This is a genomic window from Pseudarthrobacter sp. NamE5 (assembly GCF_005796225.1).
GTDB lineage: Bacteria > Actinomycetota > Actinomycetes > Actinomycetales > Micrococcaceae > Arthrobacter.
In genome coordinates this window covers 133,283-146,917 of sequence record NZ_VAHO01000006.1, presented here as the reverse complement: position 1 = coordinate 146,917, position 13,635 = coordinate 133,283, and the positions used below count along the sequence as shown (strand labels likewise).

Annotated in this window: 14 protein-coding genes; 12 read left to right on the top strand and 2 right to left on the bottom strand. The window is 65.2% G+C overall.

The genetic code is table 11. The features are described 5' to 3' along the window. The first annotated feature begins 11 nt into the window (after positions 1-11). The 10 genes from mshD to asd all read left to right on the top strand — a co-directional run bounded on the left by mshD (position 12) and on the right by asd (position 9,491). Positions 12-983, top strand: a complete 972-nt coding sequence (gene mshD / locus FDW84_RS09730; protein WP_138608912.1) for a mycothiol synthase — start codon at positions 12-14, stop codon at positions 981-983. Positions 984-1,108: 125 nt separating this feature from the next. Continuing rightward, entirely contained in the window at positions 1,109-3,358 is a 2,250-nt protein-coding gene (locus FDW84_RS09725) for an RNA degradosome polyphosphate kinase (protein ID WP_138608909.1), read from the top strand. 39 nt (positions 3,359-3,397) lie between these two features. Then, positions 3,398-4,366: an NUDIX hydrolase gene (locus FDW84_RS09720; protein WP_138609054.1), complete on the top strand. Its 969-nt coding sequence runs from the start codon at positions 3,398-3,400 to the stop codon at positions 4,364-4,366. Positions 4,367-4,421: 55 nt separating this feature from the next. Continuing rightward, positions 4,422-5,225, top strand: a complete 804-nt coding sequence (locus FDW84_RS09715; RefSeq protein WP_138608907.1) for a thymidylate synthase — start codon at positions 4,422-4,424, stop codon at positions 5,223-5,225. Further along, positions 5,222-5,806, top strand: coding sequence for a dihydrofolate reductase (locus FDW84_RS09710; protein WP_138608905.1), 585 nt, complete (start codon positions 5,222-5,224; stop codon positions 5,804-5,806). The genes FDW84_RS09715 and FDW84_RS09710 overlap by 4 nt, the downstream gene beginning before the upstream one ends. A 2-nt stretch (positions 5,807-5,808) precedes the next feature. After that, positions 5,809-6,027 (top strand): NF038396 family protein, encoded by a 219-nt coding sequence (locus tag FDW84_RS09705; protein WP_138608903.1) that lies wholly within the window; start codon positions 5,809-5,811, stop codon positions 6,025-6,027. Between the two features lie 97 nt (positions 6,028-6,124). Next, a complete protein-coding gene (locus tag FDW84_RS09700; protein WP_240721466.1) occupies positions 6,125-7,117 on the top strand; it encodes a WXG100 family type VII secretion target in 993 nt (330 codons plus the stop codon). A gap of 20 nt (positions 7,118-7,137) precedes the next feature. Continuing rightward, the gene (locus FDW84_RS09695) at positions 7,138-7,800 is read left to right on the top strand and encodes a hypothetical protein (RefSeq protein WP_138608901.1); all 663 of its coding nucleotides are present in this window, start codon (positions 7,138-7,140) and stop codon (positions 7,798-7,800) included. A gap of 1 nt (position 7,801) precedes the next feature. After that, complete coding sequence (locus tag FDW84_RS09690; RefSeq protein ID WP_138608899.1) at positions 7,802-8,233, top strand: hypothetical protein; 432 nt, start codon at positions 7,802-7,804, stop codon at positions 8,231-8,233. Between the two features lie 127 nt (positions 8,234-8,360). Then, positions 8,361-9,491, top strand: coding sequence for an aspartate-semialdehyde dehydrogenase (gene asd, locus FDW84_RS09685; protein ID WP_138608897.1), 1,131 nt, complete (start codon positions 8,361-8,363; stop codon positions 9,489-9,491). Positions 9,492-9,661: 170 nt separating this feature from the next. Here the strand turns inward: asd and FDW84_RS09680 are convergent, their stop codons facing one another. Beyond that, positions 9,662-10,792, bottom strand: a complete 1,131-nt coding sequence (locus FDW84_RS09680; protein ID WP_138608895.1) for a winged helix DNA-binding domain-containing protein — start codon at positions 10,790-10,792, stop codon at positions 9,662-9,664. A 56-nt stretch (positions 10,793-10,848) separates the two neighbouring features. Here FDW84_RS09680 and FDW84_RS09675 point away from each other — a divergent pair, with 56 nt between their 5' ends. Then, on the top strand, positions 10,849-11,337 hold the full coding sequence (locus FDW84_RS09675) for a hypothetical protein (RefSeq protein WP_138608893.1): 489 nt from the start codon (positions 10,849-10,851) through the stop codon (positions 11,335-11,337). On the opposite strand, the gene FDW84_RS09670 is transcribed toward FDW84_RS09675, so the two are convergent. Then, on the bottom strand, positions 11,318-12,385 hold the full coding sequence (locus tag FDW84_RS09670) for a UDP-N-acetylmuramate dehydrogenase (protein WP_138608891.1): 1,068 nt from the start codon (positions 12,383-12,385) through the stop codon (positions 11,318-11,320). The genes FDW84_RS09675 and FDW84_RS09670 overlap by 20 nt on opposite strands. A gap of 176 nt (positions 12,386-12,561) precedes the next feature. On the opposite strand from FDW84_RS09670, the gene FDW84_RS09665 reads away from it, so the two are divergent. Further along, positions 12,562-13,548: a trypsin-like serine peptidase gene (locus FDW84_RS09665; protein ID WP_138608889.1), complete on the top strand. Its 987-nt coding sequence runs from the start codon at positions 12,562-12,564 to the stop codon at positions 13,546-13,548. The last annotated feature ends 87 nt before the right edge of the window (positions 13,549-13,635 follow it).

Below are 13,635 nucleotides of genomic sequence, written 5' to 3'. Positions count from 1 at the left end.
AGCCTTGCCTCATGACTCCAGCGCACCCTGAGAAGTGGCCTGTCCATGCTGAACGCGGCGGTGTTGACCGTCAGCTCCTGAAGGACTGCCGGGATCTCCTGGCCGCTGCGGAGGAATCGGACGGCAACCCCTCCATTTCGGAGCAGACCCTGGTGACCATGAGGGCCGGGGACAGCGCCGAACATTCGCTGCTGACCCTGGCGCTGTATGCCCCGGACGAGGACTCAGACCCCGTCAGCGGCCAGGACCTCGCAGGGTTCGCGGTGGTAGTGGAAGCACCGGACGGCACCGGAGTGCTGGAAATCGCGGTGCACCCCAGCTACCGGAACCAGGGCGTGGCGGACCGCCTGGTGGGCGCCCTCAAGGAGAGCCGGGGACTGGCGGGGCTGAAGGCCTGGTCCCACGGCAATCATGAAGCTGCAGCCGACCTCGCTGCCCGGTACGGCTTCGGGCCCATCCGGGAACTGTGGAAGATGAGGCTGACGACGGCGGGTGCGGACCTTCCCGAGGTGATGCTGCCGGAGGGGGTGTCGCTGAGGGCCTTTGTCCGCGGCCGCGACGAGGACGCCTGGCTGGAGCTGAACCGGGCTGCTTTTGCCCACCATCCCGAGCAAGGGAGCCTGACCCGTGCCGACCTTGAGGCGCGGATGGCAGAGGACTGGTTCGACCCTGCCGGTTTCCTCCTCGCCGAGGACGGGCAGGGACGCGTGCTTGGCTTTCACTGGACGAAGGTGCATCCCCGGCACGGCGCGCATCCCGCAATCGGGGAGGTCTACGCCGTGGGTGTGGCACCCGAAGCGCAGGGCATGGGCCTCGGCAAGGCACTCACGGTAGCCGGCATCAAGTACCTCCAGGAACTGGGGCTGCACGCCGTCATGCTGTACACCGACGCTGACAATGCACCCGCTGTGGCCCTCTACCGGCGGCTGGGCTTCACGCGCTGGGACATGGACGTCATGTATGGACCGGTGGCAGCCGGTTAACCTTGCTGACATGGAGGGCGCAGGCTGGAAATCAGCGGGCTTGGGCGCAGGGAATGCTTGTAAGGTTGAAGCAGAACCGCGCAGGCCGGAAGCGCCAGCATCAACCGCCAGGTAAAGGAGATGCCATGAACCCGGAACCTTCCGGAACAGCCACGTCCCAGGACGTTGCGGTGCCGGTGCGTGCCCGCTTCGGTTCGTCGGAGGTTCCGGCGTCACGGGCCACCCAGGACCGCATCGACATTCCCGAGTTCGCCCCCAACCTGCAGCCCGAAGGCGACATCCGCCCGGACCGTTTCCTTGACCGTGAGCTGAGCTGGCTTGCCTTCAACTCCCGGGTCCTGGAACTGGCCGAGGATCCCACCCTGCACCTGCTGGAGCGCGTCAGCTTCCTCTCGATCTTCGCCTCCAACCTTGACGAGTTCTTCATGGTCCGCGTGGCCGGCCTCAAGCGGCGGATTGCCACCGGCCTGGCAGTCCCCTCCCCTGCCGGCCTCAGCCCCGTGGAGGTCCTGGAACAGATCAGCGAGGAAGCACACCGGCTCCAGCAGCGGCACGCGCAGGTTTATGCGGAGCAGATCCGGCCCGCACTGGCGTACGAGCACATCCACCTGATGCAGTGGGATGAACTGGACGATGCCGCCCAGCAGCAGCTCAGCGTGATGTTCGCGGAAAAGGTGTTCCCCATCCTGACGCCCCTGGCGGTGGACCCGGCGCACCCGTTCCCCTACATCTCAGGCCTCTCGCTGAACCTCGCCGTGGTGGTGCGGAACCCCATCAGCGACAAGGAATTGTTCGCGCGCGTCAAGGTGCCGGACCAGTTGCCGCGCCTGATCTCCATTGATGGTCCGCGCGCAGGCGCCGTGCCCGGGCGCGTGGCCCGCTTCATTGCCTTGGAAGATGTCATCGCGGTGCACCTGGACAAGCTGTTCCCCGGCATGGAGGTCCTGGAACACCACACCTTCCGCGTTACCCGCAACGAGGACGTGGAGGTCGAGGAAGACGACGCCGAGAACCTCCTGCAAGCCCTTGAGAAGGAACTCCTGCGGCGACGCTTCGGCCCGCCGGTGCGTCTCGAGGTCACCAACGACATCAACCCCAACATCCGGGCACTCCTGATCCGCGAACTGGGCGTGGAGGAATCGGAGGTGTACTCGGTACCGGCTCCCCTGGACCTCAGGGGACTGTCCGTCATCGCCGGGATCGACCGCGCGGACCTCCACTACCCCAAGCACGTCCCGCACACCTCCCGTTTCCTCAACGAGTCCGAAACGTCCAAGGCCGCCAACGTCTTCGCTGCCATGCGCCGCCGGGACATCCTGCTGCACCACCCCTATGACTCGTTCTCGACTTCCGTCCAGGCCTTCCTGGAGCAGGCCGCGGCCGACCCCAAGGTGCAGGCGATCAAGCAGACCCTCTACCGCACGTCGGGTGACTCCCCTATCGTGGATGCGCTGATCGACGCGGCGGAGGCCGGCAAGCAGGTACTGGCCCTGGTGGAGATCAAGGCCCGCTTCGACGAGCAGGCAAACATCTCCTGGGCACGGAAGCTTGAGCAGGCCGGCGTGCACGTGGTCTACGGCATTGTTGGCCTCAAGACCCACTGCAAGCTGTCCCTGGTGGTGCGCCAGGAGGTTGACGGGCTGCGCCGCTACTGCCACATCGGCACCGGCAACTATCACCCCCGGACGGCGCGCTACTACGAGGACCTGGGCCTGCTGACCGCCAACGACCAGGTGGGTGAGGACCTGTCCAAGCTGTTCAACCAGCTCTCCGGCTACGCCCCGAAGTCCACCTTCAAGCGGCTCCTGGTGGCGCCGCGCTCGGTTCGCTCAGGCTTGATCGACCGCATTGAGACCGAGATCCGCAATGCGCGCGCCGGAATACCCGGCCGCGTGCAGATCAAAGTGAACTCCATGGTGGACGAGGCCATCATCGATTCCCTGTACCGTGCCTCCCAGGCGGGCGTCAAGGTGGACGTGGTGGTCCGCGGCATCTGCTCCCTCCGCCCGGGAGTGGCGGGCCTGAGCGAGAACATCACCGTCCGCTCCATCCTGGGCCGGTTCTTGGAGCACTCCCGCGTGTTCGCCTTCGCCAATGCCGGTGACCCCGTGGTGTACATCGGCTCGGCGGACATGATGCACCGCAACCTGGACCGCCGGGTGGAGGCCCTGGTCCAGCTGGCCAGCGCCGACGACATCAACTATGTCCTTGACCTGCTGCGGCGCTATATGGCACCGGAAACGTCCAGCTGGCACCTGGACCACGAGGGAAACTGGCTTCGGCACCACCTTTCCGACGACGGCAGGCCGCTTGAGGATGTCCAGTCCTTTCTGCTGGCGTCCCGCCCCCGGCAGCGCAGCCTGAGCCGCCGGTAAAGGGCCACTGTTTTGTCGAGCGACGTTGAAGCCACTGTCCTGTCGAGCGATGCACTCGTAGCAGACCAGACAGACCATCCGGGGGAACCAGTAGCAGTAACCGCTGCCGGAGCGCTGCCCTGGCGGCTGGTGAAGGACCGGCTTGAAGTGCTGCTGATCCACCGGCCGCGCTATGACGACTGGTCCTGGCCGAAGGGCAAGATCGACGACGGCGAAACCATCCCTGAGTGCGCTGTCCGGGAAATCCAGGAGGAGATCGGGCTTACGGCGCAGCTGGGTATCCCGCTGCCGCCCATCCACTACCACGTGCCGTCCGGCCTCAAGGTGGTCCACTATTGGGCCGTCAAGGTAAACGGGGCACGGCTGGTGCCGGACGGCAAGGAGGTGGACAGCGTAATGTGGTGCGTCCCCGAAAAGGCGGCGTCGCTGCTGTCCAATCCCTCCGACGTCGTACCCTTGAAGGCCCTGCAGGAAGCGCACAGGCGCGGGGAGCTGGATACGTGGCCGCTCGTTGTCCTCCGCCACGCCAAGGCGAAGCCGCGCTCATCCTGGAGCAAGGCTGAAGGCGAAAGGCCCCTCGCCGCCACCGGAACACGGCAGGCGAAGGCTGTGAGCAGGCTTCTGCATGCCTGGAAACCGCTGCGCGTGGTGACCAGTCCCTGGCTCCGGTGCGTCGCAACCGTCGCCCCCTATGCAAAAGCCGCCGGCGCGAAGGTGAAGCTCGCAGAGGCGCTCACCGAACACCGGCATCAGCGCAGCCCCAAGAAAACTGCAGCCGTCATCGAGGCCCTTTTCGACAAGCAGCGCGCGGTGGCCGTCTGCACGCACCGCCCGGCACTTCCCACGGTGTTCAGGCAGCTCGCCCACCACATGCCTTCGCACCTGCGCGTCCTCCTGCCGGCCAAGGAGCCCTACCTGTCGCCCGGTGAGCTGGTGGTGTGCCATGTGGCGCCCGGCGGACGGAAGAGGATCGTCGCTGTAGAGCAGTTCAAGCCGTTTGACGACTGACCCCGGCTGGGGTCCGGTTCCCGGACGCCCGGCCCAAGCCGGATAGACTTGGGGCGTGAGCATCCCAACTCCCTATGAAGACCTCCTGCGCGATGTCCTGGCTTCCGGCACCCATAAATCGGACCGCACCGGCACCGGAACCACCAGTGTTTTCGGGCGGCAGATGCGCTTTGACCTGGCCAAAAGTTTCCCGCTGATTACCACCAAGCGGGTGCACTTCAAGTCCGTGGCAGTTGAACTCCTGTGGTTCCTGCGCGGCGACACCAACATCAAGTGGATGCAGGACCAGGGCGTCACCATCTGGAACGAATGGGCCGACGAGGACGGCGACCTGGGACCCGTCTACGGTGTCCAGTGGCGCAGCTGGCCCACGCCTGACGGCGGGCACATCGACCAGATCGCGGAGCTCATCGAAAACCTCAGGTCCAACCCGGACTCCCGCCGGCACATTGTGTCTGCCTGGAACGTCTCGGAACTTCACGACATGGCGCTGCCCCCGTGCCACGCGTTCTTCCAGTTTTATGTGGCCGACGGCAAGCTGTCCTGCCAGCTGTACCAGCGCTCCGCGGACATGTTCCTTGGCGTGCCCTTCAACATCGCCTCCTACGCACTGCTGACCTGCATGGTGGCCCAGCAGGTGGGACTGGAACCCGGCGAGTTCATCTGGACCGGGGGCGATGTGCACATCTACGAGAACCATATGGACCAGGTCCTCAAGCAGCTGGAGCGGGAACCCTATGAGTACCCGCAGCTGAAGATCACCCGGAAGCCGGCGTCGATTTTCGACTACTCGCTGGAGGACTTCGACGTGGTGGGCTACAAGCACCACCCCACTATTAAGGCGCCGATCGCGGTATGAGCACCGAAAACTCCACTGATCCCCAGTCCTTCACCGAGGAACTGGCAGCGTCCATCACCGGCGTGGGCCTCGTCTGGGCCCAGACCCCGGACGGCGTCATCGGCAAGGACGGGGACATGCCCTGGCACCTGCCGGAGGACCTCAGGCACTTCACGAAACTGACCACCGGGCACCCGGTGATCATGGGCCGCAAGACGTGGCTGTCCTTCCCCGAGAAGTACCGGCCCCTTCCCGGGCGCACGAACATTGTCATTACCCGGCAGAAAAGCTGGGCCGGTACGCCTGAGGCGGAGGGCGCCGTCGTGGTTCCTTCGCTGGATGACGCGCTGCTCGAATCACAGTTCGTGGACGGCGGCGACACCGTGTGGATCCTTGGCGGCGGCGAAATTTTCCGCCAGTCCACCGAACTCGCCAACGTAGCTGTGGTCACCACTATTGACGTAAAGGCCGACGGCGACACGTTCGCTCCCGAGCTTGGCACCAGTTGGGAAGCCACCGCTTCCGTCCCGCCCGACGGCTGGCTGACGGCCGCCAACGGCACACGCTACCGATTCACCAAATGGTCAAGGACTGAGGGCTAGGAATGCTGAAGAAACCGGAAACCCTCTTCGTCCTGGGTTACATGCTGCTCCCCCTGCTGGCCCTGCTCTCCGCGATTGTTGGGCTGACGATGATCCTGGGGGGCAACAAGATCGCCGGCGCCATTGTGCTTGTGGTGGTGACGCAGGTCTTCGCGTTCGGGGCGTTCTTCGCGCTGCGGGCACGCAAGACTGCGGTGATCGAGGAATCAGACCGCGGCTGACAGGCAAGGGGGCATGGGGAGGACACCCCATAGTGCTCCCGGCGGGCTCTTACTAAGCTGGGGCCTGCAGCCCCGCATGGGGCTGTCATGGAATGTCATGAAACGGATGGGGGATGCCGGGGTGGCAGGAACATTGTGGGGCGCCGACGTCGCGCAGCTGCGCACGCTCGCACAGCAGTTCAGCAAGACTGCGGACCTGTTGCTGCAGCAGTCGGCGCAACTGAGCGGCCAGATCAATAACAGTCCCGCCTGGAAGGGCCAGGACGCCGCCCGTTTCCGTTCAGACTGGAACAGCAGCCACCGGATGATGCTGCAAAAAACCGCGTCCCGCCTGAAGCAGGAATCCAGGCTGCTCCTCACGCACGCCGACGAACAGGACCGGGCAAGCAACGCCGGAGGGACAGGCGGCCCAGGTGGATCCGGGCCGGGAGGGACACCAGGAAGCACAGGTCCTGGCGGGAATGCTCCCGGGCAGGCAAGCAACAACCCGTGGGGCCCGGACTGGCTTGCAGACCCGGACTCGCCCTTCCGCGACGGCTGGGACATCTACGGCCTCACCAAAGCCTTTCCAAACCTCCGTGCAGGCCTCTTCGACATCGCAGCAATGCTGCACAGGTCGCGGATCGGCGACTTCCTGGATCCGGTGGCCTGGCGGGCCTTCCAGAACTCCAACGAGTTCAGCAAATTCTTCAACCTTTCCAACAACCTTTTCGAAGGCAGGTTCCACGAGGTCCTGGACCTTGCCGAGGGGTCCAGGGCGTTCCAGTACATCGACGTCTTCAGTAAGGGACTGGGCGTTGTCGGCGTGGGTCTGGACAGCCTGGATGCCGTCAACAACCTCCAGGAAGGCGACTACGGGGCGGCAGCGTACTCCACCACCAAGGCCCTGCTGGGTGCCGGCTCGTTCCTGCCGCCTCCCGCCGGGACAGTCTGCATGGTGGCCAGCGGCGCCCTTGCCCTCTATGACAACGTGCCCGTCATCCAGGACTCCGTGAACTACGTCGGTGACAAGATTGCGGACGGGGCGGAGGCCGTTGGCGGAGCCGTCAGTGACGGTGTCGACGCTGTCGGCGACTTTTTCGGCTTCTGAGGAATTAAGGGGAACAACCAGTGACTGAAACTACTACAGCCGCCCCGTCGGCTGCCCAAGAGAGCTTTCCTGACGCCATCGGTTTTGGCTTCGCGGAACTCCTGGTGCTCCTGAACCTGCGGCGCAACCCCGCTGCCGAAGAGTCGGCCAGGGCCCTGCGCCTTGAAAGGGAACTCGACGACGCCTCGTTGCTGTCTGCCGGTGCTTCATCCCTGGTGGCACGCGGCGCCGCTACGGCCGGCCCCGGCGGCGAACTGTCCGTGAAGGGGCCAGTCGCGGCCGTCGCCAGTGCACTGACGGGAGCCACCAGAAGGGTGCAGATCAACCTCCTGACAGCGGATTCCACTGATAATGTCCTGTCCGTCGAGTCGCCGGAATATAGGATTCTGCTGCAGCCCCGCGCCTACCTCAGCTGGTTCGCGATGGCCCAGCGACCCGATACCACGCCGGCAGAAGCCAACTTCTTCATCATCCGCAAGCATCTCGAGGACAACCCGGCCGGCGGGGCCACCATACGGCTGCTGCAGGACGGCGCCGGCAAGCAACTCCTCATCAAACGCAACGGAACGGACTGGACAGTAGGGTACGGCGTCCCCGATGCGCCCTCTGAACCCATCCAGGAAATTCCGGGCCTTACCAGCGAACAGGTGCTGGACCACATCCGATCGATTCGACAGGACTAGCGTGCAGAACGGCTTTCCAGGCAGCAACCCGGGTTCCGATTCCGAGGAACAGATCCGTTTCAACCATGACCAGGCGGTGGCGCACGGGGAAAAACGTGTCCTTTTCCGTACCGTGGACGGGCGACTCCACAGCTATGCCAGGGATGAACTGGGGGTAGTCACCGCCAGTTCCCACCCGCAGGTGCGGTCTGCGGGCGGCTTTGCCGCGATGGCGGTCTTCTTCGCGGCCCTGGCAGTCTTTTCCGTCCTCCTGGTGGCAGGACCCACCAGCCGCGGACAGGACCCGATGTGGGGCGCCCTGGTCCTTACCGTGGCGGGCGTGGGCGGCGTGCTCTATGCGGCGCGGATGGCGGGTGTGGCCGCAAAGGCCAAGCGCCTGCGGGCAGAGCGGGGCATCCCGGAGCCCACTGCCCGCCAGTTCGACAGGCCCTGACTGCTGGGTCTGTCGAACTGCCCGCCGCAAGCCACGGGACCAAGGCGCTTGCCGCCGTCGTAATCTGCCGCTGCGGGAGTGACGTAACCGACTGCGCCCATTCGGTTGCGACGTCTAAAATGGACGGATGACTACAGCAGCTACCCCTTCCGTCGGCCTGGTCGGATGGCGCGGCATGGTCGGTTCCGTCCTCATGCAGCGCATGCAGGACGAGGGCGACTTCGCCAACATCAACCCGGTGTTCTTTTCCACCTCCAACGCGGGAGGTGCCGCGCCGTCGTTCGCTGAAGGCGCGGGCAAGCTCGAAAACGCGTTCGACGTCGAGACCCTGGCCAAGCTGCCCATTATTGTCACCGCCCAGGGCGGCGACTACACCAAGCGGGTTCACGGCGAGCTGCGCAGCCGCGGCTGGGACGGCCTGTGGATCGACGCCGCCTCCACCCTTCGTATGAACGATGACTCGATCATCGTGCTGGACCCGATCAACCGGGACGTGATTGACAAGGGCCTGGTCAACGGCACCAAGGACTTCATCGGCGGCAACTGCACGGTCTCCTGCATGCTGATGGGTCTCGGCGGCCTGTTCAAGAACGGACTGGTGGAGTGGGGCACCTCCATGACTTACCAGGCTGCCTCGGGCGGCGGCGCACGGCACATGCGCGAACTGCTCAGCCAGTTCGGCACGCTCAACGCCGAGGTCAGCACGGAACTGGACGACCCGGCGTCGGCCATCCTGGACATTGACCGCAAGGTCCTGGCCCACCAGCGCACGGAAATCGACGCCACCCAGTTCGGTGTTCCCCTGGCCGGCTCCCTGATCCCCTGGATTGACGCGGACCTTGGCAACGGGCAGTCCAAGGAAGAGTGGAAGGCCGGGGTGGAGACCAACAAGATCCTGGGCACTTCCGACGAGAACCGCGTCATCATGGACGGGCTGTGCGTCCGCATTGGGGCCATGCGCTCCCACTCCCAGGCGCTCACCCTCAAGCTCCGCGAAGACCTGTCCGTCGCCGAGATCGAGAAGCTCCTGGACGCGGACAACGAGTGGGCCAAGGTGGTTCCCAACACCAAGGAAGCCTCCATGGCCGAGCTGACCCCGGTGGCCGCCTCCGGCACCCTGGACATCCCCGTCGGCCGCATCCGCAAGATGGAGATGGGCCCGCAGTACATCAGCGCCTTCACCGTGGGCGACCAGCTTCTTTGGGGCGCCGCCGAGCCGCTGCGCCGCATGCTCAACATCGCCACCGGGAGCCTGTAACCCCAGGCTTCCCCACACGAAGGCCCTGACCCGCCCAACCGTTGCTGCCCGGCACCGGCCCAGCGGGTCAGGGCCGGCTGCGTTTAACATCCTTTGTGGGCGCTCGCACTCCCGTAATGGACTGCGAGAGCGTTGGCGGAAAAGGCACGTTAAGTGAGAGAGCGTCGCAGTCAGCTCTGCAGGAACGCGAGGTAGCGCCCGGCGGCACGGTCGAAGGCAGACCGCGCGGTGGCCCCCAGCGGCCGGGCACCGTCAAAGAGTTCAGGCACGACGCCGGCGCCTGGACCCGTGCCTTCCCGAGCCCACGTGCCGATCACCTCTCCCCCGGCCACCAAGGTCTTTTTGAAGACGCCATTGCCGCCGGGCACGATCCTGTTCGCATGCTCCACTGCCAGGACCAGGCTCCGGTCCTGGTACCCCAGCAGGAACTCGTCGAAGCCGGGAAGCAGGAGGACTGACCGCGAGCCGGGGACACTGCCGTTGAGCAGCGCCCCCGTCTCCGGGGACAGCCAGTAGCTGGTCCCCTTGAATTCCAGCTCCACCAGCTGGTCCTTGACGTCCTCGAATGCCGCCCGAACCTCCGTCAGGGATATTTGCGTCCACCAGGCGAAGTCCCGGACGGTGGCAGGGCCATGGCTGCGGAAGTAGCGCAACGCAAACTCTGCCACCCCCTCCCGCCGCTCCAGGCAGCGGGACACCCGGATCCAGTCATCGAAGGCCGCAAACAGCTGCTGGTTTCCAGACAGTGGCCCCAGGACCAGCCAGCCGTGCCGGCAAAGCGTCCCCAGGATGTGGATGCCCCGCTGGCCCTGAGTGGGCTGCCCTGCTGCGTCGAAAATCCGGAACAGCTCCTGCCTGCCCGCGGCTGTACCACCGGCCAGATGGTCCAGCGCTATGTCACGGCACTTTTCGATGTCGGCCCACGTGATGCCGAGCTCCCGGTGCCGGGAGGCAATGCCCTTGGTGAGCCGCTCCGCGGTGAGCTGCAACATCCAGCCCAGGTCCTCCGGCGCCACCAGGTGCAGGGTGCCGCGCATGGGCCAGGAGCGCACCACCGCACCGGAATCGAGGGCAGCCCGGACGTCGCTGAGTCCCGCTCCGGGCACCCTGGTACCCACTGCCCACATGGCTGCCGGCAGGTCCTGGGCCTGCAGGGCGGTCATCCAGCGGACAGTCCCGGCGATGGCGGACTGCACATCGGCCGCCCGCCCGACAGGCGGCACAACCGGGGCAGGCACCAGCCGCTGGGACACCAGTCGAAGCCTGCCGAGGACCGCACCGGTAAGACGCTTCCCAGTCATGGCCCCCATCCTACGGCCGGACGAAGTCCGTCAACACGGCCGGTTAGGGTAGGAGCATGACTTTGGGGAGTTTGTGGCAGTTGCTTGATCCAGGAACAAAACGGTGGATGGCGGGCGGAACGGCGTCCGTCCTGGCAGGAACAGGGCTGGGCCTGGCCTCCCTGTCCGCCTTTGTGCAGAGCGGCCGCTCCGATCCTTTGCTGCTCCTGCCCTCCCTCGCCCTGAGCCTGGGCGGCGGCTACGCCGCGCTTTTCCCTGGAATCAGCGTGAATCGGGGCCAGCTGCGTGTTCTCCGCGACTGGCGGCAGCACCCCCGCGCCGGGAAGGTCCTCTGGATCCTGTCGCTCGCCGTCGCCACCTGCGGCCTGGCGACCTGCATTGCGGCCGGGATGGTAAGCCCGCAGGCCCCAGGCCTGCTCGTCTGGCTGTTCATGGGGCTCTACCTGGCCAGCGCCGGCTGGGCCTCTGCCCTGATGGGACTAACCGTCCCCGCCGCGGTCGAGGCCGGCAGCAGGAACGGGCATTCTACAGTTCCAAGCCAATGAGCAGCGGTTCGGGGTGCAAAGTGATCCCAAACCGGCGTTCGACGCCGGCGCGCACCTCGCGCGCCACGGCCACCACGTCCGCCGCCTTGGCTGAACCGCGGTTGGTGATGGCCAGGGTGTGCTTGGTGGACAGCGATGCGCGTCCGCCGGAGACGCTGTCCGGCTCGAGGCCAAAACCCTTGCCATACCCGGCCTGGTCTATCAGCCAGGCAGCGGACAGTTTGACTTGCCCTTCCTGGCCGGCAGGATAACGCGGCGCCGTCTCCGGCAGCGCCCCGGCCACCTCGCCCGGCACAATTGGATTGGTGAAAAAGGAGCCGGTGGAATAGGTGTCCCGGTCCGCCGCGTCCCACACCATGCCCTTGGACGCACGCAGCCTCAGTACTTCCCGGCGCACGTCCGTGGCGTAGGCCCGCTTTCCCTGCTCCACACCCAGCGCGCGCGCCAGCTCCGCGTACCGGATGGGTGCACTCATCCGCCCGATCGGCAGCTGGAACTCCACGGTCAGCACAACATACCGTGGCGAACCGTTAACGGTGGTCTGCTTCAGGATCGAGTCCCGGTAACCAAACTTCAGCTCGGAGTTGGTGAAAGTTTTCACGGCGTTCCGCTCGCGGTCCCAAGTGCGGACAGCGGCGATGGTCTGGGACACATCCGAGCCATAGGCGCCAACATTCTGCACCGGAGTGGCCCCGGTGGAGCCAGGAATGCCGGCCAGGGCTTCAATCCCCGACCAGGCATGGAGAACCGCGTGTTCCACCAGCTTGTCCCAGTTGTGGCCCGCCTGCACCACCACGGCCACGCCGCCGCACGAATCCTCTGCGTTGACCGTGAAGCCTTCCGAGGCGATCTTCACCACGGTACCGGGGAACCCGTCGTCGGAAATCAGCAGGTTGGAGCCTCCGCTGATGATCAGCAGCGGCTCCTCCGCGGCGTCGGCAGCGCGGACGGCGTCGATGATCTCGGCCTCGGTGCGGGCCTCGATGTAGGTGCCGGCAGGACCTCCGACGGCGGCCGTGGTCAGTTCGGAAAGCATCCTGGGAGTCACCAGACCACTGTACTAGGGAAAGCGTTGCGGCTTCGTGGTACCTGCTGCTGCTCCTCAGCTGCAAAATACAGTAACAAGATCTGTAGAAGATATTTACAAACTTGTCATACCTGAGTACCTTCAACCCCAGCGGATCACACACCTGGGTTCGCTTCCCGCTATCGCATAGGACAGCTATGACCATTAACAGGACTCTGGCCACAAGCCTCATGAGCCTCTCCACCGCCGCACTGATTACCCTCGCCTCGGCAGGGGGAGCCACGGCGGCACCTGCTTCGCCGGAGAACAAGGAAGTTCCCGGCGTGACCAGCACCAGGATCGCCGGCACCTCCAGCGCTGACTACTGGACGCCTGACCGGATGCGGGCTGCCATACCCGGCGATGTACTCGCGAAGAAGGCCCTGCAACGCCAGAAGGACAATTCCATCCACGCCGAAGAAGCCGCCGGCAAGGGAGCTGAAACCAAAATCAAGGGTTCGGAGCCGGCAGTCCAGCCCATGGCAAATGCCAGCGAGAATCCGGTACCGCACATCGGCAAGGTGTTCTTCACCCTGGGCGGAGCGGATTATGTCTGCTCGGCCAACTCGGTGGCCTCCACCAATAGGAATACGGTCTCCACGGCGGGCCACTGCCTCAATGAGGGACCCGGAGCTTTCGCGACGAGGTTCACCTTTGTTCCTGCCTACCTCAACGGCGCAGCCCCTTACGGTAAGTGGACGGCCAAGGCCCTCTTCGCGCCAACTCAGTGGAGCTCGACGGGCAGCATGGAGTACGACACGGGGTTCGCGGTGATGTCGCAGCTGAACGGCCGCAATCTTGCTGACGTCGTGGGTGCCTCCGGAGTGCGGTTCAATGCAGCCCGCGGCCTCAGCTACAAGGCATTTGGCTACCCGGCAGCAGCACCCTTCAACGGAGAATCGCTCAAGAGCTGCTCAGGCACCGCAACCAACGATCCCTACAACCCGCAGTTCAACTCCCAGGGCATCCCGTGCAACATGACGGGTGGATCCTCCGGCGGGCCCTGGTTCATCGGAACGTCGTCCGGCGGTTACCAGAACTCGGTCAACAGCTACGGCTACGGGAGCAATTCCACCAGGATGTACGGACCGTACTGGGGCTCCGTCATCCAGTCGTCCTATAACGCGGCCGCTTCGTCCTACTGATCGCGGCTTACTGATGGCGGCCGGGTTGCCTTAAAAGGCTGAGGGAGGCTGCCCAACCGGGCAGCCTCCCTCAGTAGTTCTTTATAA